Consider the following 24,941-nt stretch of genomic DNA (forward strand, 5'->3'; position numbering starts at 1 on the left):
ACTTCTATATCAAAGCTACGTGCTGTAAGTTCAATATGGAAAACACATTAACCACTTAGTATTTAATGTCTACTTCATCCATTTTAGTATTAGGACCATCAAACTTGCTACTGGTTTCCCTAATTATTTTGGCTAATTTTGCTACCTTCACTTTAAAATTTTCACTACTTGGCATTTTATAGCTGCACCTCTTATATTATAACCTACCTATTGATATTACCTCCAAGCTTGGTTACTCCTATCTCAGAAAGACAAGTTGATACTTTTGAATGGCTGTGAACTGAAGCATTACTTAAATAACTTTGAGGCTCTAAACTCATTTGCTTTGTATCATCAACTTCTAATCTACCATCTCTGTTGTGTAATATCTGCTCTATTGATTGATTTAGCAGACCCTTATTAAATTGAGCTATAAACTTTTCAAATTTCTTCGGACTTAATTTACCAGCTTCTTTACCAGAACATGCTTTCTCTACATATGAGTTGAAAATCCCCGAAATCTCATCAAATTTACCACTCATGATTTTTCCTGTAACTTCTTTCTGTATTTCCACAAAATCAATATTTAATCGATGCATTGACACACCACTTTTTAATCCAGCTTGCTCTACTACTTTCTCAAATCCCTTTGTAATATTGAGTGTATATTCCTGTGCCTCTAGTGGAGATATAGACTGATCTATTGTAGAAATATACTTTTGACCTGTAACCCTTCTAATCAATAAGTCAAATAAAGTTATTGTACCATTAAAGTCAACCTGTGATAGATAGTGATCTCCCATTTCTAATATTGTATTTCTATCCTTAGGCTTAAATTTAACAGGTGCTTGCCTTTCACACATTCGTTTTAGATTTGCATTTACATAATCGACGTTGTCTCGAAAGAAACCTCCATTTTCTTGTCTTTTATCTGTACCATCAGATGGTAGTGTGGTACCTGTGAAACTACTATTACTTATCGACGCTTTGGCAAATTGCCCATCAACTTGTGATAATGAACTTGCAGTCCCCTCAGATTTAGAACTCAATAATCTACCTACAGAGCTTTTCACCCGACTAAATAAATCATTTATCCATGAAGATGGTTTTGCGCCACTGCTTGTTGCTATCTGAGGTTGGTCTATAGCAAGGGGTTTGCGTGATAAGTTATGAGAATTGTGATCTCCATGGTGATGACGGCGTTTGCGTTCTCCTCTTCCTCCCCTGAGCTTTTTTTCTAAGCATTCCACAATATTATTGTGCCCCTTGTCTTTCGCAATATCTAGCGGTGTTTTACCGTAATTACCTTTAGCACCAAGATTAGCATGAGCATCGACAAGAACTTTTACTATATCAGGACTGTTGGTATCAGCACCATAATGTAAAGGTGTCCAATTGTCTTTGTCTTCAGCGTTAACATTTGCACCACGATTAAGAAGTAATTTGACTACATCTATCCTGTAGTTTTCAACCGCTCCATGCAATGGAGTTGCTTGATATTCTCCGTTTTTAGCTTCAATATTAGCACCGTTATCAAGAAGGAGTTTAACTAGGTTTAAATCACCGATTTCAGCAGCTGAATACAGTAGTGTATTACCGTTCTTGTCATTGGTATCAATGTTAGCACCCTGAGCAATAAGACCTTTAGCTTCATTAAAACCACCGCTTTCCACAATAGTCAACAATTTTCTATCTAATTGTACTTGCTTCAAAATTCCTGCTATATCTAGGTAACCTTTTCGAGTAGCCAAATCTAAAGATGTTTGGTTATAAATATCTCTAACTTCAATATCAGCACCTCTGCCAAGAAGGAGTTCGACTGTATTTAATTTGTTTCCTTGTATAGCTACATGCAATGGTGTCCAACCATTATTGGTTATATTATTAATACCGCTAATATCCTTGTCTAAAAGAAACTTAACTATTTCAAGACTACTACTGTACTGGGCAGCTACATGTAATGGTGTATTACCATACACATCTTTAGCATTAATATTAGCATTGTTATTGAAGAGAAACTCAACTACACTAAGTTTATCACGAGAAGCAGCAAAGTGTAAAAGCGTCCAACCGTACATGTCTTTAGCATTAATATTAGCCTTCTGATTAATAAGATCTTTAACTTCATTAAGACCTGCATCTTGCACTGCAGCTAACAATTTTTTATCTAATTCCGTTTGCTTTAGAAACTCTGCTACATTTGTGTCATTCTCTTGAGCAGCTAAGTCTAAAGGTGTTTTACTATCCTTATCTTTAACACTGATATCAGCTCCTTTGTTCACAAGAAATTTTACCACATCTAAAGCATTGTAATATACAGCATAGTGTAGAGGTGTCCAATCACTACTGTCTTTAGTATTAATCATAGTTTCTTTATCTGAAAGAAATTGAAATATATCATTAAATAGACTCATATTACCATTGTAAACGGCATAGTGCACGGTAGTCCAGCTTGTTGAGAATTTATCTTTATCTGCAACGTCATCTTGATTTCTTTCAGCAGTTTTATCAAGGAAAAGATTAACTATATCCCACTTGCCATTTTTAGCAGCATATTGTAGCGGTGTATAACCGAACTTATCTTTTTCATTTATGAGAGACTTTAATCTTTCTCTTTGGCGAACTGCTTTTACTAGTTCATCAGGTTCTGAATACAAATTATCTTCAAAATTCATACTTTCAATTTTACCTATAAGAAACCTAATAGAACGCAATTTGCCTTCTTGAGCAGCAACATGAAAAAGTGTTTGGCCATCGTTATTTTTAGCTTCAATGTTAGCTTCGCACCCAGCCTTCTTTTGGCAAATCTCTGAAGCTTTATTAATCAGACCTTGTATTTCTGCTATATCAGACAAACTAAACCTGTCTAATCTCCGGATTATTATTGGTTCTAACCCTAAATCGAATTCCAATGTAGAAATCCTATAAGACTCAGAATTATTCCAATTTTTTACATTGATTACATGGTTAGATACTTCGTCGGAAAACACCAAATCTGTATTACTACTGGAAACCCTAATCTGATCTGGAGTAATATCTTTTAATATCACTACTCCTATGCGTTCTTCATCTTGCCCCACCGAAGTTAAAGTGCCATCTTGATTATGTGTGATACTGATAGACTTAGTGAAATCTATAACATATTCTTTTATAATTTTTTCATAATCATTCTTAAGTTTATCTTGATAGTCCATTATTCCATCAACCTCTTGCTGTAAACCTAAATATGGAAAAAAATTACCATTGTTCCACAGAAGAAAATTAACATCTCTCCATTTACTTTGGTCATTATAAAAATCTTCTACTCTAATAATAAAAGGAATCTCACCTTCTCTTGTTAATAAGAGATCATCTTCATCTTTATATTTCTCGATATCTTCAAGATTAGAATCAATCACTAAATGATCACCTTCAAAATCCTTAGGCAACAAAAACATATTCTGAGTCTGTGTGGCATGGAAAAAGGGAGATAATTTGCCACTTTCTACGGAAGAGCCAGCACATGACATTGATTGTACATAAGGAATAAAGGTTTCTCCTTTACTGTTCATAACCATAAGGTGCCTATAGCTGTTACCCTTAAGATAATTTCTTACTTGAACATGAGTATTACTATAGTTTAAATGCAAGTTACACTGTTGAATTGAAAACTCCTCAGGAACTTCTGGCATAACCAACATATCTAATTTTTTATCACCTGAGTTATTATCAATAATAATCTCTCTTTTCTCTGTGTTGCTATCAATAACATACATATCACTTCCATTTCCACCTCTAGCAAACATACTCCTTTGGTCAAAATTTATTATATCTTCTCCTGAAGAACCAAATACCATATGTTGGAATGCGCTATTGCTTTGTAGTTTTGCTCTAACAACACCAAAGACTTTATAGTCCTTATTATTAATGAGTATTTCCTTGTAATGATTTTCTGCAGCATCAAAGCTATCAAGAGAATGTTCTGTATGTAACTCGAACGAGTTAATTTTTGTAATGGATGATTCTAGTTTCTCAATTTTAGGAATAATATTACTACCATTTTTATCTATCAGCATAAAATTAGGTTGATTACTGCCTTGCTTAATATAATTTTTAATATCAAGGGTATATTGATTACCTTGACCCAGCCCTATTTTTAAAGATAAAGTATTATTAGTCGAGAAATAAGATATTTCATCACAATCATCTAGCAGATTAGTTTCCGGAAAGATTACAGTTCCCGTTCCTTTTACATCAATTTCTGAATATAAATCTTTAGCCTCGTAATCTGTGGTTTTTATATAAAAGGTATAATCATTTTCTGCACCTGTAACTTTAGTGTATGGCGCAATAGCTACTTTTTTACAATTATCAACTGTATCCTTCTCATTTTTGCTCAAACCTCCACCACTATTTATAAAGACGTCACGATTATCGTTTCTAGTAAGGCGCCTAGAATTATATGTACATAAAACATTATCTGTCTTATTTTGCCTTCCAATATAGCTATACCTGAAAGCATCGACATTGCTATCAACATAATCATTGATCAATCGATGAAGATTTGTTGTTAACCTTAAAAGACCGGGAGCGTTAGGTCTAAAACGATAGTCAATTTTTGCTTGTACAAAGTCGTATTCTGTTGATTGACTTAGGTCAAGTATATTAGTAGCATTACTTCCACCAATAATTTTACCCGAAAAACCTCCAGGTTTCACAAGAATAAATTTGTTAACAGTATTATTACCACCAGTTATTCCTGTGTTTCCTCTAAAAATCAAGAAGTAGTTATTTAATGTATTACTTCCAACAATGGTACCTTCATCTATGCTTTCTAAATTATAAAGAATTATTGTACCATTTTGCATTCTTCTTCTATCAGCAATAACCATTGTATTTTCACAGTGATGCACAGCTGTTGGAACTGATTTTTTAATACCTTTTTCATAAATTTCGCTAGTGACTTGTGGTAAGCAAATTATCGTAGCATTTTGAATTGGGTCAGGTATAACACGTGAAAGGTTTGTTGTATCAGCATCTGTTCTATTCATTAGAATCTTTCCATACCCTGCATGAAGAGATGGCGTGTCGCTATCCACCCCAAAACCAACTCCATAGGCAACTACATCATTAGGGCTATCACTTAAAGCTTTCCAGGCTCTTTTAGCTTGACTATTAACCATATTATTTCTGGCTGCAAGGTGTTCCAGATCATATGGCATAGATGAAAGTAAAAGCGTATGCAAAAAGATATCGAAATTCTCACCATGAGTTGTATCATACTTCTTTTCATACTCTATAATATTGCTAATACCACTATAAACTCCATGAGTTACCATGAGTCCAAATCCAACTCCAATACCAACTCCAGGCAGACTAGCTGCTGTAAGAGCAACACCAGAAACAAATGACACACCAGAAAAGGCTATAGAAGCTATATTATCTCTTATCTCCTTTTCTCCACATGGATTATTACTATCTTCTCTATTTTTACAGTCTACAAGGTTATTTGCTGATATGCCTATATCAATAATATCAAATATACCAGCTATAGCTCCTGCCGTGCCTTTCGCTATTTTACTTCCAAATTTTACTCCTGCAACTTGAACAACAAATTTTGTCTGCTTACCTAAAGTACCCGGTATAATCCTTCCTACAACTTTTTCAGCTGATGTTACAACTTTTGGAGCAATTTTAACCATTACATTCTCAATTGGTTGAGACGCAAAAGACCATCCTATTCCACCTAGATTTAATCCACAATCCGTTGCTGTTCCATCCTTGCAAGATACAATAGCACCATGAATTCCTCTTATTAATTGTATTCCACCTGCAGCATTCATTAATCTGCTTTTTAATTTCGGGTTTTTTGTTAAATCACTGTTTTGCTGTAAAACGTCACCATATAAATCCTTGATACGCTCATTCTGAATATAGCGCTCATACCCTTGGTCTCCAATCACCTTATCAACTAAATATTTATAGTCACCCTCAATATTTTTGTTTCCAATAAACTCTATTAGCTGAGCATTTTTCCCTTCATCTTGACTGCTTTTAACATAAGTTAGGAACTTTTCACTATCAATTATAACCTTACCTACATTATTTTTATCTACCCTTCCTTTACTAAACTTTTCCACATCATCCTTTGAAAATAAACATTTAATACTTCTCTTCTTTCTATTGCTTTGCTTTGCACAGCCATTAAGATTTAACTTATTCAAAGATTGTGTTGCTTCACCAGTAGGCAGCATATGAACTGAACTATGAACTACTTCAACAGGAATAAATCCTTCCTTGGTTGTCCTACTTGTTAAAATAAGTTTATTCGGATTATTAGATCCTTTATCGAAAACAACACCGATAAATTTTACCTCATCACCATCTGTAAGTGTTTTATAGGTAACACCTTCTTTGTACTCTTCATTTATTTGATCATTTGCTTCCCTCAATAAAGCTTGAGCCCCTTTACCCTGCCTTGATGCCTTAAGTTCTAACCCTATTGGAGTGTACTCCTCAGCATTTCCACCTTGAGCCACAAACTTAATACCATGAACTAGCATGTCAATACGTTCCCCTCTACCAGTTTGAAACTCAGTTAAAACTAATGCTCTAGTTTCTGGTGATTCCTGTAATTTTAAGTCACTATAATAACTAAACACTCCATTCAATATTCCCTGGAAATGAGCTTCTTTATTAACGAGACTCTTAAAAGGAAAGATTCCTTCTCCAATTTTTTCTAATAATCTACTATATCCTCTTATTGATAAGGATTGGATATCTAGTGCTTTATCAAATGTTTCTTTTAACTCATTAGGATAAGTAACTTCTTTAAAAGTACCTTGAAATCTATTATCTCCGTTGTTGTACTCTTGTAAAGAATTGTATTTTTCAGCCCAAATAGTAAGATATCTTTTAAAATCTGACTTGTATCTAGTATCAAAATTAAGACTTAATTCGATTATTTCCCTATTCCCTATTTCTCTATTTAATCTATCAAGAGGAAGAACTTCATTCAGCCCGTTCAAAACATCTTTTCTGTTAGCTTCAACAATATTCATCACATAAACCAACTTCTCTGTATTTTCTGGGATGAGCACCATTGTTACAACTGCATGGCTTGCATCAAGGTTAGCTGACAGTCTTTCTCTGGCTCTTTGAGCTGCCGGACGTCCAAGCCTACGAAGATTAGGATGCACTTCAGTAGGTATATTGTCTCCATAGATAAAAATATACTTTTTTAAACTTGTTCCTGAATCTTCACTTAATAATAATGATTGCCCTAGTAAAAACCTACTAAAATAATGATTATCTCCCTTCTCTGATGTACCAGGAAACGTATGATAAATACGTTCCATATTATCTTTTATCTGTTCTTTTAATTCTCTTTTACCAATCTCTTGCGTATCCCAATCATCAGAGGATTTTAACATATCTTGAAAAAGAGGAATTATTTCTTCTCCACGATTTGATACTTTAATATCAGAGATAGGAGACGGATTATCAAGGTTGACACCAACATATAAAATGTTATCTGCAGTAGTTAAAACTCGCTGAACATTTGGTTGGAAACCTTGTGCATACCTTTCTGCTTGCTGCAAAGCCTTATCTGGAGTAGCATTAGAACCTGCTCCCGCTTTTAATTCAATAATAATGGGAATAGAATCCAATGCACGATCAGGACCACGAGCCAGCAAGATAATATCTGCATAACCCCTTCCTGCAAATTGCTCTGGGTAAACTCTAAGATTATACCTATAGTGGAAATTCATGAAAACGCCTACCATAAATCCATGATGTGCTGCTTCACGTGCACTATTATCATAGACTACTGATCCTACATACTCAGAATGAACGTTATTAATTTTTTCAAGAACTTTTTTTAAAGACCTGCTAACTGTTTGCGCATCAGAATCAGATAGCTTCGCTATATCACCTTCCGGATTATTCCATATTCCTTTTTCTATTTCATAAAATTCCTTGCTAGTAGCAGAATCAAGTATCTCTTTAGCTTCCATATTAACAAAAATATCACCCTTTCCTTTATAGATCTGTACTAATCTAGATTTTATTCTATCTTGAATTTCATTCTTAATATTTAGGATCTCATTCTCAACATCCCGATCTCTAATCTTACTCCTATCTATATTCTTTCTTAATATGTTCTCCAACTCATTAACAGTAAACTGATGGCCACGCTTACTTTCTGAAATGGAAAATAAATCTATATTATTAATAGCATCTTCAGCATTTCCAATTTGACCATTTTTAACAATAGCTACTTTTAAAGTTTTTGAAGTATCAAAACTAAAATAAATCTTTTTAATATTTAACTTTTCTGCAATTTTTATATCTGGCAAAGTAGAAAAGCTCCCTAGGAAGAAGTGTGTAAAAAATCCTGCTTTTTCTACAGAGTGTAAATAAGATGGAATCTGATCCACAAATGACTGAAATCTCGGTTCAAAAGATTTAAAATCCTCATCTTGCTGGCTTATACCAACTTCTTTACTTGCTTCCTCTATCAATAACTGTATTAACTCAAAGTCTTGTGGTCTTACTTTACCCATGACTCTTTTTAAACCTTTTGCAAGCTCTTTATCATTATCAATAATATTCCTTTCAAGACCAAAATTATAATGGTTTCGTTTACCTGGTGCACCAACATGAAATAACTGTATTTGAGTATTTCCATTACCATATTGAGTTTCAACCTCACCAGAAACACTAATCGTTGCGCTAAGCATTCCACTCATTGCTCTTATTTCAGGTTCACCTCCCCAAGTATCAGGGTTCCTCATGTTTTCCAAGTAACGCTCAAAATCACCTTCAACAAAATCTCTGAACTCATTTCTATAAGAACTTATGTGATCAACTACTCGATTACGAAATACGTTTCTTACTAAATTTGCAAATGTATCATCATAATTCGCAGCACCTAAATTCCGAACCAAACCTCTAATATGATCTAAATTTTGGGTTACAGTTCCATCATTTCCAAATAGTACTTCATACCTTTGTCGAAATAAAGCATCGTCGTTTCTGACGGGTATTAAGTAAGCCATAGTAACAGACCAAAATAAGCAACTACCGTCTCCTGGAACATCGATTCTCTTAACCTGACTTCCACTTTCGGAATCAACATCAGATCTACGATAACGCTTAAGTTGATAAAATTCTTTAGCTTGCTCTATATATTGTATTTGATCCGATAATTCGGTAATCTTTGAATTAACGCCTTCTTTTTTTAGGTGATCTGTTAGATATTGTGTCTTAAACATAAAGCCCCCTTCATTACATTATACCAAATCCACTATTTATTATCAGAGATATCAACAATATAAGCTATTTTTACCTGCATACTAACTTGGATATATAACATTTATATTATAATGCAACGCCTTTTTGACAGAAGCTAAAGTAGTAACAAGAAACCATCACCTGTTTTATAGAATTGCCTTATAATACCTTAATTGCCCAACCCTAATTGCTCACATGCTTTGCTTAATTTAACCTCAGTCAAGCTAGTAAACCCTTCAGCTGTAGACTTACCGTATGATAAAAATTTATTTAATGAATCAATATCTCTTTGCTCTAACACAGATCGTATATACTCCGCTTGCCTAGAATCCATAAATTCTTTAATTTGATCAGAATTAGCCTTATCTAATATTGCCCATACCGGTTCCATGTAATTTTGATTTACCCAAGGTACTAATAAACTTGTAACAAGAAAGCAAGATCTATTACAAACTTCTTCCTTCAGCACATAAGTACGATGGCTATCAAATCCCTCCTTTCTCCACATATGCATGAAAAGCTTTGCACCTTCACCAGCATAATATGAGCTGTTTTCTGTTTTTATATAGTGTAGCCAGACAAGATATTTATCTTCTGAAACATTACTTGGTTTCAAATAGTCAAACAATGCTTGAAATTGATCAAAGCGAAGTGCACCCTGTAGCGTGTTTAGACTACCATAATAACCATTTTCAGCTAAGTCTCTTTTTAGAAGTTCTGGATATTTATCAGGACTTATTTGACTAAAATAAAACTCGAATATTTCAGGATAACTATTACAACGGTTCCCTGCTACATATACTGCTGTCTTCATCAAGATTTCATCCTTTTTCTGTTCGCTCATCTCACTTTCAGGTAATGATTTTATTTTATTCCAGAAGAATTCCACTGCCTGCTCTTGCTTAAGACTCACAGCACATTTAAGCCCGTACTCATATGGATGACAGCCATCTAAATTTAGTTTAGAGATGTAACCACTAACAAAATGTGACCAAAAAACTATTAAAAGGTTGCCTCCTAGAGTCTTAACTAAGTGACCATACTCCAACAGACTGCTCTTACCTTGAGCTGATAGTTTATTTTTTCTCTCTTCAAATAGAGCAATAATATCTTCTTCCAGGCAATAACGACAGGCAATCTCATATCTTTTATCAGTACTAAAAGGACTATTTGAATTTTGCACAATCAATTTTTTACCTACCATTTGCCTATCAAGCTTAACTCCGTGTAAATTGTCTACTTTTTTCCAACAATCCTCGCTAGACAATACCTGTGCAAGAAAATTACGTCCTTTCTTGCCACTTTTTTGGTGCAGACGCCAATTTGCATAGCACCAGCGTTCAATTTGAAAAAGCTTAGATGCTCTATGGGGATCATCCTCTTTAATAGACGAAAACAAAACTTTTGGAATATCTGAACGCAACATAGCCACTACCTTAATTAATTAGATTATCAATTACATTTTAAGTATAGTATTCTATCTTTAAAACTTGTCAATCATTATTGTAGAAAATTTTCTAACCCAAAGTAGTTTTAGGCAAAAGTCTCTTAAGAAGGTCGGTACGGGATTTTTCTTTACCTTCAAATTCTGTTTTCATTATGAGTTTGCCTTAAATTCCTCCTTAAGAAAATTAGTATTAATCTAACAACGTATTTTACTAATAGCTTAAATAATATAGCCATTTTCAGTGCTCAAAACCAGGGACGGTGAGAACAATTTTTCTTGGAATCAGTTGGTCTACCAAGTGTACCATACGAACTTTTTAATATAGTGATTTCATTATACGCTAAAACTAGCCACATTAGCACATTTCATCCATATCTACATACGAACTGTTTTGCCTAAGATTATGGAAATAATTTAAATTTTCTATTTTTATAACCCTATTTTACGTGGCTTGTTCTCGCAAATGTATGACCTTTTTTGAAGGAATAAATAATTGAAATCCTTATGACACTAAGTTGAGTGTTTTTCTATCCAATTTGAAATAAAAGATATTTTTCTACACCTATATACAACAAATTTGCTGTTCTAAAAAATAAACTCTTGCTAATTATATCAAGTGTATAATAATCAAAACATGGATTTTTAGAGTGAGGTAAATTATGTATCCTAATGTACACGAAAGTAATGGTAATACTGAGTTACATTGTGCTGCTAAAGATGACAACTTAGAAGCAGTTCAAGCTTTACTAAACAAAGGTGCTGATGTTGAGGTACAAAACGACAATGGCGATACTGCTTTACATATAGCTGCTCAAGAAGGCCACTTAGAAGTAGTTCAATTTCTGTTAGAAAAAGGGGCTAGTGTTGGAGAACAAAATAGCGAAGGCTGCACTGCTCTTCATTGTGCTACTGAAAATGGTTGCTTAGCAGTAGTTAAGTACTTTATAAATGAAAAAAGAATCAATATTAACCAAAAGAACGATGATAATGACACTCCTTTACATATAGCTGCTGAAGATGGCCACTTAGAAGTAGTTCAATTTCTGTTAGAAAAAGGGGCTAGTGTTGAGGAACCAGGCAGCGAAGGATGTACTGCTTTGCATTATGCTGCTAGAGGAGGTCACTTAGGAATAGTTCAAGCTCTATTAGATAAAGATGCTGATATTGATGCACAAAACAACAATGGCGATACTGCTTTGCATCTTGCTGCTGAAAACGGTTGCTTAGCAATAGTTAAATACTTTGTAGACGAAAAAGGAATTAATATTAACCAAGAGAACGATGATAATGAAACTCCTTTGCATATTGCTGCTAGCGAGGGACGCTTAGAAGTAGTTAAATTTCTGTTGGAAAAAGGAGCCGTTTTTGAGGCAAAAGAAAATGATGACTTAACTGCTTTGCATTATGCTGCTACAAATAGTCACTTAGAAGTAGTTCAAGCTCTATTAGATAAAATGGATAATGCTGACATACTAAAGAAGAGTTTCAAATATGTCTTGCATATTGCTGCTCGAGAGGGTTACTTAAAAATAGTACAAGCTCTACTAGACAAAGGTGCTGATATTGATGCACAAAACAAGGATGGCGATACTGCTTTGAATGAAGCTGCTGGACGTGGTCATTTGCAAGTAGTTCAATGTCTGTTAGAAAAGGGTGCTAGTTTTGAAACACGAAACAACGAAGGCTGTACTGCTTTGCATATTGCTGCTGAAACTGGTCACTTAGAAGTAGTTCAAGCTCTGTTAGACAAAGGGGCTAACGTTGAAGCAAAAAGCAAAAATGGCAGTACTGCGTTGCATGAAGCTGCTAGAATGGGTCGCTCAGACATAGTTCAATATCTTGTAGAGGAAAAAAAGGCTACTATTGATGTAAAGGACGTTGATTGTAATACTCCCCTGGATTTAGCTGATAGAAGCGGCCACAAAAATATTGTTGAGTATCTTAATTTTCAAAAAAAGAAGCATTCTGAAACTTCAAGAGCAATAAAGACCGGTTTCTCTGTAGGTGTAATAGCCACGTTGACAGTAACCATTGGATGTATTGTTACTCATATAAGTTTATCAATATTAGTTATTGCTGCATTGATAGTTGGAGCCATTGCTAGTGGCATTACATATGCAATATTAAAGCCTAGTACTAAGCTAAATGAATATGAAATAGGGAGACAAAATTTACCAGAACCAGTTACACCTTAAGAGTAAGTGTTACATAGCTCTTGTTTTTTATGTCAAGTATATAATAATAAAATATGGAGTTTTAAAATGAGGAGAGTTATGAGTTTTGATAAGTTGGAAGAAATACTAGCTTCTATTGATACTGACGTTGGTTTAAGTGAGAGTAATGTGTTCAGAAAAGTAGAAGAGAAGCTAAAACAAATAGATACATCTGGCCTATTACAGCTTGCTGTTTTGAAAAATAATAAACGAATGGTAGAGACTCTTATACAAAAAGAGGCTGATGTTAATGGAATGGATATATACGATCGTGATCCATTATATTATGCTATCTTGCATAGAAATACACGAATGGTAGAGGTCCTGATAAAGAATGGGGCAAGTGTTAGGAAGAAATATAATGATGGAAGTACTCCTTTGCATTATGCTATCTTGGGTAACAAAACAAAAATAGTAGAGCACCTAATAAATAATGGGGCTGATGTTAATGCAGTAGATGAAAAAGGTAGGACTCCATTATACTTGGCTGGCCGAAATACAAAAATGATCTCGATTCTTATGAAGAATGGAGCATGTCCCTTACTGGAAAATAGAAATGTTGAATTTTTGAAGTATTTAATTGCACTCATTAAAGATGGTGATATAGATAATTTGGAGAAGAGAGAAGCGAAACAGAAAGAAGAGCAAGTAGATGATGAATATGAATCACTTAAATACTCATTGCTGCTTAGTGATAACAGCTCTTTGATCTCTATTATAAAAAGGAAAGAATTCAATAATTTAATATCTGAGTGGTCTTCAGGTGCACCTGACTTATTAAAAGAGGGCCAAAAAAATTTGAATAAGGCGTTGTTAAGTCTCCTAAAAGACTTTCCATTTTGTAACATTACAAGGTTTGAGAATTTTTTACAAGACAACAAAAGTAATGATGATCTAAAGATTGTTCTCAATCTTCAAAGAGGAAAGTCCAAGTTGACAATACTGCATGTAATACAAAGTATGGAGCGTTTGGCAGTAGAAAAAGATATGGCCTGGGCAGTTGGAGCATTTATAACTTTACTTTTAAAGGCTGGAGCTGATCCTAACATAGTTGACAGTGAAGGACAAACACCTTTGCACTATGCTGCTTATTATAATACTTTAAATATACCTTTACTTCTGAACAAAGGAGCACGTAATCAACCTGATAAACAAGGAAAAACTCCTCTAGATATTGTAATTATTAACAAAAAACCTTTTGAAGTGAATATTTTAGAACAAATCTTTTTAACTCAGGAGCAAATGAGAGCAAAAAGCCATTTAGAAGATATTTGCGGTCATAGCCTTGACACTAATCAACTAAGAGAGTTTTTAAATCAGCACAGAGGAAATGAAGGTCTTAAAGAGATTTTAAATCTTCGTGATTGCAAAGGAAAGTCTCGTATTTTTCAAAAGATTAGAGATGCTTGTTATGGTGATAAAATTCGTTTTAAAGAAGCAGAAAGGTTACTGTTAGAAGCAGGAGCAATTGATTACAAAGGATGGAAGGACAAAGAACATTTACCTAAAGCTTCCACTTTATGGGACATTTTAATATTAAACCAACGGGAGGAATTGAAAACTTTTTTAGATATGGCCAATGCAGCCGAAAACATGAACGAGTTAGAGCAAGTTGTAAAAAGAGCTATAGAAGCAGGAGTAATGCTGAACTTTGCTGTGTCAGGAAGTTTATATGACAAGAAATATGAGAGTAAATATGGCTTTGCAGATTGTGTAATAAGAAAAATTAGTGAATTAAAAAAGAACTCCAAAATTGCAAGTGATGTAGAAGTTGCTAGTCGTATAGTATGTAACTTAGTATCAAAAGGAGTAGTACTACATACTATAAGCAGCATCCTTGTCATTGATGAACTAGAAGAGTTTAAAAGCCACAAAGCTAATATGGTAAAAGCCTATGAAAGTTATGCAAAGCGTAGTTTGAAATTTATGGAAATTGTTAAAAGTGCAACTACTGGCAAGGTGAAAAATGTAAAAGTGGATAACTCTATTCTCTATTTGGAATATTCAGAAAATAGTGTAGTTGAGGTTGCGAAAATCATAAATGAAGCAAATTTAACTCATGGAAGTATAGAATCTAGAAGAGATGTAATAGCAATCGGTGAAAGTGAGGTAGAAATTATAACGGAAGATGGGATAAGAAATTATACTAACCTTACGGGCAATATAGTACTGACTTTCTATACTAGTTTGGGAAAGATAGACGTTAAACTGTATCCTGACGTACAAGATAAAAGCAAAATTATAGTAGAAGCGAGTAATAAAGAGGAAGTATTGGAAAAATTCAAAGGTTATGAAGAAGAATTAGGCGAGGATTGTGCACTTGGTGATTATTATGTCTACTATGCTATTGAACAGGGATATTTTGAAAGGTCTGGAAAATTAATGCATCCTGAAGTAATAAGCGAGTCTAAAAACAAAAAGGTTTCATGGGCAGAACGTGAAGAGTTAAGAAGGACTTCTGATCCTAGGAGAGAAGTTTCTAGGTAGATTGATTTGCTAAAAAAGTTGAAGATTATTATTTAAATATAAACTACTATAATTTATAGGTTAAGGAGTTCGTACCAATGTCTTCTAAGAATACTCTTTTATGTTGTTTTTAAGCTGGCTACAAAATGAGGATATGGAACATACAATTGGCTGGGCTGCCTTTTACACTCCAGGTCTACTATTAAAATATGCAGCTAAAATTGGATCATTTTCTACCATTATTGCATCTAACATACTAAAATCTTCATTATTTATATTGATATTTTCACATAATTGATTCTGTAACATTGACTTACTTTTCTATATCAATTTCAGCATCTTTTGTGTGGCTCTTTGTAGTAGCTCCTTTTGCAATAACCTTTTTTAATTTTCTGGCACATACTTTTTTCGATGTTTTTTCATATTGTTGTTTTTATAAACGTTACGATGCTGAGCCGTAAAATTTCTTCAATTGCTCACCCCAAAGCATCGGTATTTCCCTTAATTCAGCTAACCTCAAATCTCTTGGCTGCCTCCCATTTACTATGTCTTCTTTAATCTTCGGAGCTAAATAATTTAACCTTAAAATTTGCTGTATACGTCTTGTACCTATATTAATTTTGGCACTCAGCTCCTTCACACTTTCGTATTTTCCCTCTTCTAGTTGCCGTTTCCACAGATGGGCTCTTACCACTGCTTTCAGTAGTGCATTGTTTGTTTTGCCTTCTGGCTCAGTTACTGTGCATTTCTTTCCTTTCTTTTTTATTGGTATAAATTCCACCTTATCCTCTAAACTCACCTCTATTCCATCTTCTTTTACCATTACTCCCTTTATTAACTTTTTCACTACTTCTTTCTGCTTTCCAAAACTTAAATTTTTCCATTTTTCTTCGGTCTTTTCTCTCCAATTTTCATATAGCTGTTCAGCTTTCTTCATCACTTCTTTTTCGACTTCTCCAGCTATTACATTTCGTTTTTCTGATTCACAACCTTTTCCCCTTAAATGGTTATTGCACACATAATATCGGTACCTTTTATTCTCTTTTTTTGAGTACGTCAAAGTCATATTTACATCACAGCTTTTGCACTTAATTATTCCCTTTAGTAGCGCCTCTTCATATCTTGCTTTTCTATATGGTTGATTCCTTATCAATTCCTGCGCTTTTTGCCATTTTTCTTCCTCTATTATTGCTTCATGTTTTCCTTCATACTCTTTCTCATAATGCCGTATTTTTCCCATATATATTGGATTTGTTATTATTCTCCTTACCGTCGCTTTTTTAAAGATATCTGATTTTGTTCTGTAACCTTGACTATTTAGCTCCCTTGCCAATTCTGCCATTGACTTCAGCTCTACATACCTTTCAAATATATGCTTTACTGTCTTTGCTTCTTTCTCATTTATTATTAATTCTTTATCCTTTACATCATATCCAAGCGGCAAAGTTCCCCCCATCCACAATCCCTGCTCCTTTGATGTTGCTATTTTATTTTTTACTCTCTCTACTATCATCTCTCTTTCTAGTTGTGCTGCTCCTGACAATACCGTTTGTACAAACTTTCCCATTGGCGTATTATTGTCAAATATCTGCGTTACTGCTACAAAATTTACTCGATGCCTTCTAAAAAATGATGTTACTTCAATGCTGTCTTTTGTTTCCCTTGATAACCTATCTAGTGTATATACTACTACACAATCTACTTCTCCTCCTTTAACATCTTCAAATAATTCCTTTATCGCTGGTCTTTCTAAATTTTTTCCTGAATAGCCTCCATCATCATACCTTTTGGCCAATGCTGCCCAGCCTTCTCTGCTCTTTATGTACTTTTCACATGCTACTCGCTGGGCATCAAGGCTATTAAACTTCTGCTCGAGACCATCCTCATTTGATTTTCTTGTATATATCGCACATCTTACCTCTTTCAGCATTCTTTCTCCTTATCTCTCATTCCAAATAGAAGCGGCCCATTGTAGCTCATTCCCATTATTTTTCCTGCTACTGCTGACAATGACGTGAAAAATTCTTCTCGGTAGATTAAACCCTTATCTGTCACCATTACCGCATGCGTCTCTTCTCCTCTCTCTAGTATTAATTCTGTTCCTTCTACTGGTAATTTATCGCTACTTATTCTTTTTCCCTTCTCTAGCCGATCTGCCAGATACTCTAGTCTTTTTGTCCCCTTTCTTGACATTTCTCCATACGCTTTTTCCTGCATTCTATAAGCTAATCTTGGTATCAGATATTTCTTTGAGTATCTAGGTGCTTCTTCCACAAATACCTTCTTCCATATTTTTCTCAGCTCATTCAAAGGTTTTTTCTCTAAATTCATTACTTTCTTTTCTATTTCTTTCTCCATATTTTTAGCCCTTCATAAATAGCTTCTCAATTCTGTCTGTTTCTTTCTTTAATACCTCGGTTATCTTTTTGCTATTTTTCGCATAATCCATCGCTGTCATTCCAAATTTATCCGCTTGCTCTATTTCTCCTCCAGCTTTCACTAGCTCCTCCACTATTTCTTTTTCTCCTACCATGCACGCAAGGTGTAGAGGTATGCATTTATTTCCATATTCCTCAGCATTTACGTCTGCTCCTGATTTTATCAATTCCCTCACGATTTCTAGACGTTTCTCCGTTACCGCTAGGTGCAGTGCTGTGTGTCCTTCTATATCTTTAGCATTCACATTCGCTCCTTTTTCGACTAATAACTTCACTGTTTTTGCGTCTACCGCATAATGCAGTTCCTTCTCGTCTCTTGCATAAATATTTTCATGTGAGTTCTCTAATAATTCTTCTGCTGACTTATTAAATTTGCCAAACTTTAACATAATTTACCTCACCTTTTCTTTGACCTTTTTTTTAAGCTTTCCTTCTCACCACCTCATCTATCATTTCATTTATCTGGCTTATTATTTTGCTTGCTAAATTTTCACATTCTTCCTTTATTAGTGATTTGTCTCTCTTTCTTATTTCTTCTATCTCTATTATTTTTAGCTCCGGCATGTAGCTTCCATTCAACATGTCTGCTATTTCTCCCACTAGCCCCTCTATTCCATAGCACGTCAGTTCTCTACTTTTTGTTACTCCTCCTTTTTCTCTCAAAAATTTACTTGCCTTTTCACTCTCTTTGCTATCACATAGACGATACTTTTCACTTTCCCAGATGTAATACATTGGTGTTGCACCGTACTTATTCAGTTGATTAACTTCAGCTCCAGCCTTTACCAGCTCTTTTATTATTTCAACTCCTGCTCCTCCTATTTTGCACGCAGAGTGCAGTGGCGTACATCCAGTAACATATTGAGTAGCATTTACTTCTGCTCCTTCTCTTAGCAGCACTTTTACATTTTCTAAACTTTTTGCGAATACTGCACAGTGTAGTGGTGTATAACCATTCTTATCTCTTGCATTTACCTCTGCCCCTTTTTTTATTAATAACCTCACTGTTTTGTAATCAGAGATTTCTACTGCTTGGTGTAATATCGTCTCTCCTTCTTCATTTCTTTTATTAATATCGTTACTTGATACTTCTTTAAAAAACTTACTCTTGCTAAAACTCATTTCATACCTCACAAAATTAGCTTTTCTAGCGTTAGATAAATTTCTTATATTTACCTGCTGCTATTCAAGTCATGTCCGTTTTAGCATGAGAAAGCAAGTCCTTTTCTTTTTATTTCATACACTTTAAACTATTATTAATATAATATATGAGGATCTAAATATAAGTATTTAACTTATTACACATATTGCTTGACTATTTTTCCAACTTCTGTGCAAATGTCGATGTTCGTGCCATTTCAGTACTCCCGGGTAAAACACTAAAATGTGCTTTTCTAATTCGTGTATTGAGTCTTTTTGCTCTGAATATAAGTCGTTTTTATAGTAAATGTTGTGTTCTGCTAAAACATATTTTCTGACCTTCTGATCTGTATAATTTTCTATTTTGTAGTGGTGAGTAACGCTAAACCTTTCTAAAATTGGCTTGTGTTTTAAATTCCAACGTTGCCCTGAAAGTTTATCGTTTCCCAATACAAATTTATTTCCTTCTTCTTCTATTCTACCAACCGGAAAACAGCTATTTATTTCTCCTAATTTCCAGCTATCTGACAGTACAATCTGCGCTTTTGCAAATTTAATCGACGGTAATAAGCTTTGAGTTAGAGGATACAGGGCTTTTAAGTTATACCACTGATGACTTCTTTCATAAATGCCTTTGTAATCCTTTGTGTGAGGCTCTGTTTCCCCAAGCACTGCTACATTCAACCGATATATGTCATTACTAAATGCTTGCTCATAATGAATCCGAAAAGTGCTAAACTTAAAATTTGGATTTAAGCTTTTTAGCTCAAATGTGTTCTTTCTACCGAATGACAGTACTGGTCCATCTTTTTCAATTTTTATCCCCGAGTAATCCGATAACAAACTTCCAAAAAAGCTTTCATCTAAAATAAACCTATCAATGTTGTAGTGGTCATTGAAAATCCTCATTAGCCTTGATCTTGCTGGTAATGACAGCTTTGCCAATTCTACAACTGCATCTACAAAAAAGTCATTTGGCACATCCTTTATTCCAATTTGCAGCTCAAAAAAATGTTTTCCAGGTGGTTCTTCGATAATTGTAATATCTTCTATATTTGCCCATTTTAGTGCTATTTTGAGTGATTCTGGGGTTCCTCTCAGTCTTTGAAACTTTACTCCTTCTACTATCGCTCTTCTTTTATCTTTTACCCAGCGTAGTATCTCCCCCAATTCATATTCCTCAATCAACCACGGCAATGTTTCTTCTTTAAGACTAAACTTAAACCCTCTGATGCAACTTGGATCAACTTTATAATCCGTTGCATCTACTAGCGCTTTTTCCTGTTTTGTTGCATTTGGTGGCAATAACATTAATTCAACTCAATCTCTAAGTTTCTTAAAGCAGCACACTCATTACCTAGCACCACAACATCTTCTTTTGGCTCGATTAATTCTACATTCTCTACACCCTCTACAAATAGGTTTGCTATTATCCAAGATCTTGTTACATTCCATCCTAATCTTTTTGCTAATTCAAACTTCTCAATAAACTGCTTCTTGATTTCTTCCTCTGATATTAAAGGACTTATGCTCATTCTGCTGTGGATATCTACTTCCGTAATATTGCAACCTATCACTGTTACTGTATCGGTTAAAACCCTTATATCATCTCTAGTAACCTGCTTTTTTACAATTTCTAGTAGCTCTTCTGACACTATGCCAGTTATGGATAATTTTGTTGATAAGATTGAAATTTGTACTTTCCCTGGTATAGGTGATTCCACTAGTGCATCTTTTACTCTACTATCTGCTGACAGTACATAATACCTATAATACTCCTTGCTCCCACATGTGCTCCAGCCTTTTACTTTTGCTTTTACCCTCTTTCTAAATCGTTCGTCATCTTCTTCTTTTTCTCTCTCTACTCCATAAAATTCAGCCAAATTATCAAGATCTTCTCCTATCGCAAATTTAAGTAAATTACCCTTTACAGCTTCGTTTATCCTTTGTCTGAGCAAAAGTTCTCTCCATGCTGCTACCTCCAGAATCTTTATCGCTGGATCACTTTCAACTAATGCTGTAAAACTTGCGTCACGCTTCACCAACTCTTCCCTCATCCGAGACAGAATTTCTTCGAAGTTCAGTGGCTCAATAATGTTAGGCTGCTCCATCTTTATACCACAACTCCATCAAAGCGAATATTTTTTCCACTTGGTAAGTACAATCCTTCTAGGTCAAGCGTTACTTTTCCTTCTTTCACTTCTGTTATTTTTACTTTTTCTAACTTAAATCTTTTTTCCCATTTTTCCAAAGCTTCTGCAGTTGCTGCGTAAATTTCCAAAGTTAAATCCCTATTTATTGGCTTATCTACTAACTCAAATAATCTTGATCCATAATCTCTTCTCATTATTCTACTCTTAATAGGAGTGGTCAGTATATCAATTATTGATTGCTTTAAGTGTTCTAAACCCTCTAGTTCTTTACCTGTTTCTTTGCTCATTCCCTTCATACTGGCTCTGTAAAAACATCAGAACTCCCTCTAATTACTTTAAACCCACATGAAACTATATCTCCTACTCTTCCTATACCAAACCCATTGGCAAATACTGTTTTAGATCCTTCTATTAATATTTTTCCTTCACTAAAACTATCTCCTTGCCTGCAAATTTGCTTACCATTTACAAAAACATTGTTACTGCCGCTAATGCAGAAATGTGGTATAGCTTCTCCACAGTAGTCTCCTAACCTCACTATTCCTTTGTTCAATTTAAGTCGATCCTTTCTGCTTTCAGTTTTATTCCACTTTTTGTCATTTCTATACTTGATCCCCCAGCCTTAAGTGTTATTTTGTCTACTACTTCAATCTCTAAATTATGCTTCTCTTTATCATATAATAATCTTGTCCCATCTTGAAATTTTACACTATTTATTTCTTTTTTATTCTCTGGTGCAGGGTATTTTTCCTGATATATTCCTGCTAACACTACTCCTAATGATAGTTCACCAAGAGGAGAAAATACCATTACTTGTTCATCGATATCTGGCGGAGACCAATCTCTATCTTTTCCTGCTTTGCTCGTTATCCAAGGTAAATAATCTGTTAAAAGTTCTCCTATTTTTACTCTTACTTTTGCTTTGTCATAATCTACCTCTTTTACAAGCCCTATTCGTACAATGTTTGCTAGCTTCCTATTCAGCTCTGAAATCGCAAAACTATGATCCAACATTTATATTTCCTACGTTTATGGTATGTGGCTTAATTTTTCCTTCTTCCCATACTGATTTACCTAAATGAAGCTGATGACTCCAATCAACCATCCACACCAAATATGCATCTAATTCGGGTCTAAATCCATCAGGCTCTGCAGAAAGAAATTCAGCCGGAGATACATTCTTTTCCCAGGTATTCTTGTTCACTACTCTTGCAACCTCAGCAGCTAATGATCTGACAATGAGAGGAGCATTTTCTATTGTGCTATCAACTACTATTCTAGCTTCAAATCTTGCTTTTAGAGCTAATTGTTCAGTACCTGGATCTTTACCTGGTTCTAAACTTGCTAGTTCCACAAACACCGCTGGCGCTACTAATTCTTTTCTTATTGCTGGATAAATTTCACACGTCTGTATTGCTGATATTTCTTCTTTTAACTTAGTGCAGATTGCTTGATGTAAATCTTGCCAATTCATATAGGTGTAATGTAACTTAATTCGCGGTGGAAGAATTTTTCAAATACCTTTTCAACTTCATAATTAACAAGATTCTCTATTATCCTTGAAGCCTCAGGTTCTAGTAGCAACTTAATTTCCTTTATTGGCAGGGCTGTTCTTCCTTCACGTTTAAAAATACCGCTATTTCCTTTTGGCATAACTGCTGCAAATCCTCCTATAAACTCATGCTTTCCTACTTTCGATCCTCTTCTTGTTTTTTGTATTTTGCCAATTGTCGATGCTCTAATGTCATAGAGATTTGCTCTAATTAACACTTCTAATCTGCTAGTTTTCGCCTTAAAAATTCTTAATCTCTTTCTTATCAAACCTAAGTTTATTCTCTTTTCCTCACTGATTTCCTTAGCTGCTTTTGATTTTAGCCATATTGCTGTTTTGTTTAATGCACTCACCATTGCTTTTTCCACTTTTTTCCTTTCAGCATCTATACTTTGTATAATACTACCGGTACGCATTTATACTCCTGACGCTCGAATTTTCCATATCATTCCTGAATTATCTTGCAGCGGTGGAGAATATACTTTATATTTACGGTCACCTATAACAAAAACATCTCCTACTATTGGCCTTAACACATCAAACGCACTTACTTCTAACGCTAAAGTTTCTTCCACAAATTGTCCTTCACCAATCTCGTATAATTTATCTGGCTGTTGCTTTAATACTTGTACCATATAGGACTTATCCTTTGACTCATATAAAGCTAGCTCCCCTAAATGGATAAGACAATCTTTCAATAACCTCTTTACATTTTCCTGCATACCATTTTCTATTCATTCAAATTCACTTCTAAAGGCTTCTAAAAATATATTGCATCCTTATATTTTTTTAGCATACTCAACACATATTAAAACCATAAGTAGAGTTTTCTACGTGAGGGCTCTACTATGTTGTTACTATTTTTACCAAAACGGACGGACGGTGGCACATTGGCAATGGATTCGACTGCGTATGTAAATCAGTTCCTCTATCAAATCTCCTTGGTTCTTGTTTTGCATATAGTGGCTGTCCAAGAGTATTTACTGTTTCATTAAAATCTGCTGGTGCAAAATATGTTGTAAATGTGCTTGCTGTTCCTAGTGGAAAACAGTGTCCCGTATCTCTTTCTATAAATCTTCTTACGGTTCCTTCAGGATCAGTTGCTTGCCCTCTATATTCCTCAAATGTAATTCCACAAAACGTAAATCCTGACCTCATATCGTTCCTTAGCGCTGCTCCTTCTTGCCATCTCTCATATGCTTCTTTTACTTTAGCATGAGAAGTTAGTGCATCAAAAAACTCAGGACTTACCAAGGCATGAATTCCGGTCATATATTCACCACTTAGATTATCTTCTATATGCCGGAGTACTTCCAGACACTTACGCTTGACATCTGTTGTTGCTGTTCCAAGGGCAAAATTTACTATTTTTGGTGTTATTTCAAATTCGTTGTACAGATTTAGTAATTCTGACCCGTCAGCATCAAGAATAATTCCCTTCAGCGCTCCCATTCGTAAATGCTCTAATGTTATTGCGTGTTTGTTTCTCATTAGCTGTAAATGGTCAGTTATTACGTCTGCCAGCGCTTTCAGTTCACTTTCTGATCCAAATGCCCTTATTCCCTGTACTTCCTCTGGTAACACTACATCATCATGTGGAATATGCGGAACCGTAAATGTTCTTACCTTTCTTTTGCCGCGTTTTCCTACTGTTGCTGGTGCTCCTGGAACTTGTGTTGGTAGTAAACTTAATACTCCGTTTCGCTCTTCTATGGTAATATGTCTAAATCTTACTGACCTACTTGGAAATAAATTTAAATTTTCAACTCGTCCATAATTTATCGGCAATATATTTATCGCATTTGTTAGTGCCGTCATGCTAAATGCTGTATTTGTAAATGGATTTTGCATTTTTCCCCCTTTTGTGTTTTTAATAGTTTTTTTAAGCTCCCTTGCGGATAATGATCCCTCGTCCTTCAAGTTGCTTTATTGCTGCAGTTTTCTGCTCTTCAGTTATATTTGCTGGCCATACAACTGCATGATCTGCTAGCATTGCACCGCGAGCAATAATTACTCCTTTAGCATTTTCCTTTGCGTTTACATCACTTGCAATAACACCTATTGCGGTTTGTGTGCCATCGGTTGCTGTTGGATTCAAGACCCTAATAAAACCATCTTCAGTCTTTTTAGCAACTACTGCACCAAGCTTGAGATTCTGTCCTTTGGCAACAATTATTTGATCTCGTGAATATAAATTTGATGCTTCATATTTTAGAAGATCTCCTAAATTATTTGTTTCAGTTATACAATTCATAAAATTTTCTCCTTTACTTTCTA

General features: G+C 34.6%; 19 protein-coding genes. 2 read left to right on the forward strand and 17 right to left on the reverse strand.

Annotation, left to right across the window (positions count from 1 at the left end; translation table 11 throughout):
- Positions 1–203: 203 nt before the first annotated feature.
- Positions 204–9,236, reverse strand: a complete 9,033-nt coding sequence (locus AAHF52_RS02230; RefSeq protein WP_342068483.1) for an ankyrin repeat domain-containing protein — start codon at positions 9,234–9,236, stop codon at positions 204–206.
- Positions 9,237–9,424: 188 nt separating this feature from the next.
- On the reverse strand, positions 9,425–10,681 hold the full coding sequence (locus AAHF52_RS02235; RefSeq protein WP_264376371.1) for a hypothetical protein: 1,257 nt from the start codon (positions 10,679–10,681) through the stop codon (positions 9,425–9,427).
- Between the two features lie 680 nt (positions 10,682–11,361).
- On the opposite strand from AAHF52_RS02235, the gene AAHF52_RS02240 reads away from it, so the two are divergent.
- Positions 11,362–12,897, forward strand: coding sequence for an ankyrin repeat domain-containing protein (locus tag AAHF52_RS02240; protein ID WP_211908113.1), 1,536 nt, complete (start codon positions 11,362–11,364; stop codon positions 12,895–12,897).
- Positions 12,898–12,975: 78 nt separating this feature from the next.
- Positions 12,976–15,402, forward strand: a complete 2,427-nt coding sequence (locus AAHF52_RS02245) for an ankyrin repeat domain-containing protein (protein ID WP_264376868.1) — start codon at positions 12,976–12,978, stop codon at positions 15,400–15,402.
- 162 nt (positions 15,403–15,564) lie between these two features.
- Here AAHF52_RS02245 and AAHF52_RS02250 read toward each other — a convergent pair whose 3' ends face one another.
- From AAHF52_RS02250 to AAHF52_RS02320, 15 genes are all read right to left on the reverse strand, one after another.
- On the reverse strand, positions 15,565–15,690 hold the full coding sequence (locus tag AAHF52_RS02250) for a hypothetical protein (RefSeq protein WP_255521123.1): 126 nt from the start codon (positions 15,688–15,690) through the stop codon (positions 15,565–15,567).
- Positions 15,691–15,823: 133 nt separating this feature from the next.
- The gene (locus AAHF52_RS02255) at positions 15,824–17,311 is read right to left on the reverse strand and encodes a recombinase family protein (RefSeq protein ID WP_264376867.1); all 1,488 of its coding nucleotides are present in this window, start codon (positions 17,309–17,311) and stop codon (positions 15,824–15,826) included.
- Complete coding sequence (locus tag AAHF52_RS02260) at positions 17,305–17,739, reverse strand: DUF2924 domain-containing protein (protein WP_230609237.1); 435 nt, start codon at positions 17,737–17,739, stop codon at positions 17,305–17,307. The genes AAHF52_RS02255 and AAHF52_RS02260 overlap by 7 nt, the downstream gene beginning before the upstream one ends.
- Before the next feature lie 4 nt (positions 17,740–17,743).
- A complete protein-coding gene (locus tag AAHF52_RS02265) occupies positions 17,744–18,208 on the reverse strand; it encodes an ankyrin repeat domain-containing protein (protein WP_264375263.1) in 465 nt (154 codons plus the stop codon).
- A gap of 31 nt (positions 18,209–18,239) precedes the next feature.
- On the reverse strand, positions 18,240–18,941 hold the full coding sequence (locus AAHF52_RS02270; RefSeq protein ID WP_230609234.1) for an ankyrin repeat domain-containing protein: 702 nt from the start codon (positions 18,939–18,941) through the stop codon (positions 18,240–18,242).
- 168 nt (positions 18,942–19,109) lie between these two features.
- Positions 19,110–20,270: a phage tail protein gene (locus AAHF52_RS02275; protein ID WP_230609232.1), complete on the reverse strand. Its 1,161-nt coding sequence runs from the start codon at positions 20,268–20,270 to the stop codon at positions 19,110–19,112.
- Positions 20,270–21,070, reverse strand: a complete 801-nt coding sequence (locus AAHF52_RS02280; RefSeq protein WP_342068484.1) for a baseplate J/gp47 family protein — start codon at positions 21,068–21,070, stop codon at positions 20,270–20,272. The genes AAHF52_RS02275 and AAHF52_RS02280 overlap by 1 nt, the downstream gene beginning before the upstream one ends.
- Before the next feature lie 2 nt (positions 21,071–21,072).
- Complete coding sequence (locus AAHF52_RS02285) at positions 21,073–21,408, reverse strand: GPW/gp25 family protein (RefSeq protein ID WP_019078516.1); 336 nt, start codon at positions 21,406–21,408, stop codon at positions 21,073–21,075.
- On the reverse strand, positions 21,405–21,665 hold the full coding sequence (locus AAHF52_RS02290) for a PAAR domain-containing protein (protein ID WP_172758482.1): 261 nt from the start codon (positions 21,663–21,665) through the stop codon (positions 21,405–21,407). Before AAHF52_RS02290 ends, AAHF52_RS02285 begins: the two co-directional genes overlap by 4 nt.
- Positions 21,662–22,126: a phage baseplate assembly protein V gene (locus AAHF52_RS02295; RefSeq protein ID WP_230609229.1), complete on the reverse strand. Its 465-nt coding sequence runs from the start codon at positions 22,124–22,126 to the stop codon at positions 21,662–21,664. Before AAHF52_RS02295 ends, AAHF52_RS02290 begins: the two co-directional genes overlap by 4 nt.
- Complete coding sequence (locus AAHF52_RS02300) at positions 22,113–22,586, reverse strand: hypothetical protein (RefSeq protein WP_264374883.1); 474 nt, start codon at positions 22,584–22,586, stop codon at positions 22,113–22,115. Before AAHF52_RS02300 ends, AAHF52_RS02295 begins: the two co-directional genes overlap by 14 nt.
- Complete coding sequence (locus AAHF52_RS02305; RefSeq protein ID WP_230609226.1) at positions 22,583–23,080, reverse strand: phage tail protein; 498 nt, start codon at positions 23,078–23,080, stop codon at positions 22,583–22,585. The genes AAHF52_RS02300 and AAHF52_RS02305 overlap by 4 nt, the downstream gene beginning before the upstream one ends.
- Positions 23,081–23,386, reverse strand: a complete 306-nt coding sequence (locus tag AAHF52_RS02310) for a hypothetical protein (protein WP_230609224.1) — start codon at positions 23,384–23,386, stop codon at positions 23,081–23,083. It abuts the gene before it with no gap.
- 124 nt (positions 23,387–23,510) lie between these two features.
- Positions 23,511–24,515 (reverse strand): major capsid protein, encoded by a 1,005-nt coding sequence (locus tag AAHF52_RS02315; RefSeq protein ID WP_264376214.1) that lies wholly within the window; start codon positions 24,513–24,515, stop codon positions 23,511–23,513.
- A 31-nt stretch (positions 24,516–24,546) separates the two neighbouring features.
- Entirely contained in the window at positions 24,547–24,918 is a 372-nt protein-coding gene (locus tag AAHF52_RS02320) for a head decoration protein (RefSeq protein ID WP_230609220.1), read from the reverse strand.
- Between the last annotated feature and the right edge of the window lie 23 nt (positions 24,919–24,941).

Origin of the sequence: Wolbachia endosymbiont (group B) of Melanargia galathea (assembly GCF_964030625.1) — a bacterium.
GTDB lineage: Bacteria > Pseudomonadota > Alphaproteobacteria > Rickettsiales > Anaplasmataceae > Wolbachia.

What these genes read in the sequence shown, in the direction of transcription:
- AAHF52_RS02255 (WP_264376867.1), bottom strand. Translation starts at nt 17,311, where the DNA reads ATGCTGAAAGAGGTAAGATGTGCGATATATACAAGAAAATCAAATGAG.
- AAHF52_RS02285 (WP_019078516.1), bottom strand. Translation starts at nt 21,408, where the DNA reads ATGAAGGGAATGAGCAAAGAAACAGGTAAAGAACTAGAGGGTTTAGAA.
- AAHF52_RS02230 (WP_342068483.1), bottom strand. Translation starts at nt 9,236, where the DNA reads ATGTTTAAGACACAATATCTAACAGATCACCTAAAAAAAGAAGGCGTT.
- AAHF52_RS02275 (WP_230609232.1), bottom strand. Translation starts at nt 20,270, where the DNA reads ATGTTATTGCCACCAAATGCAACAAAACAGGAAAAAGCGCTAGTAGAT.
- AAHF52_RS02250 (WP_255521123.1), bottom strand. Translation starts at nt 15,690, where the DNA reads ATGTTACAGAATCAATTATGTGAAAATATCAATATAAATAATGAAGAT.
- AAHF52_RS02305 (WP_230609226.1), bottom strand. Translation starts at nt 23,080, where the DNA reads ATGCGTACCGGTAGTATTATACAAAGTATAGATGCTGAAAGGAAAAAA.
- AAHF52_RS02315 (WP_264376214.1), bottom strand. Translation starts at nt 24,515, where the DNA reads ATGCAAAATCCATTTACAAATACAGCATTTAGCATGACGGCACTAACA.
- AAHF52_RS02320 (WP_230609220.1), bottom strand. Translation starts at nt 24,918, where the DNA reads ATGAATTGTATAACTGAAACAAATAATTTAGGAGATCTTCTAAAATAT.
- AAHF52_RS02270 (WP_230609234.1), bottom strand. Translation starts at nt 18,941, where the DNA reads ATGAGTTTTAGCAAGAGTAAGTTTTTTAAAGAAGTATCAAGTAACGAT.
- AAHF52_RS02240 (WP_211908113.1), top strand. Translation starts at nt 11,362, where the DNA reads ATGTATCCTAATGTACACGAAAGTAATGGTAATACTGAGTTACATTGT.
- AAHF52_RS02280 (WP_342068484.1), bottom strand. Translation starts at nt 21,070, where the DNA reads ATGGAGCAGCCTAACATTATTGAGCCACTGAACTTCGAAGAAATTCTG.
- AAHF52_RS02260 (WP_230609237.1), bottom strand. Translation starts at nt 17,739, where the DNA reads ATGGAGAAAGAAATAGAAAAGAAAGTAATGAATTTAGAGAAAAAACCT.
- AAHF52_RS02310 (WP_230609224.1), bottom strand. Translation starts at nt 23,386, where the DNA reads ATGCAGGAAAATGTAAAGAGGTTATTGAAAGATTGTCTTATCCATTTA.
- AAHF52_RS02295 (WP_230609229.1), bottom strand. Translation starts at nt 22,126, where the DNA reads ATGTTGGATCATAGTTTTGCGATTTCAGAGCTGAATAGGAAGCTAGCA.
- AAHF52_RS02300 (WP_264374883.1), bottom strand. Translation starts at nt 22,586, where the DNA reads ATGAATTGGCAAGATTTACATCAAGCAATCTGCACTAAGTTAAAAGAA.
- AAHF52_RS02235 (WP_264376371.1), bottom strand. Translation starts at nt 10,681, where the DNA reads ATGTTGCGTTCAGATATTCCAAAAGTTTTGTTTTCGTCTATTAAAGAG.
- AAHF52_RS02245 (WP_264376868.1), top strand. Translation starts at nt 12,976, where the DNA reads ATGAGTTTTGATAAGTTGGAAGAAATACTAGCTTCTATTGATACTGAC.
- AAHF52_RS02265 (WP_264375263.1), bottom strand. Translation starts at nt 18,208, where the DNA reads ATGTTAAAGTTTGGCAAATTTAATAAGTCAGCAGAAGAATTATTAGAG.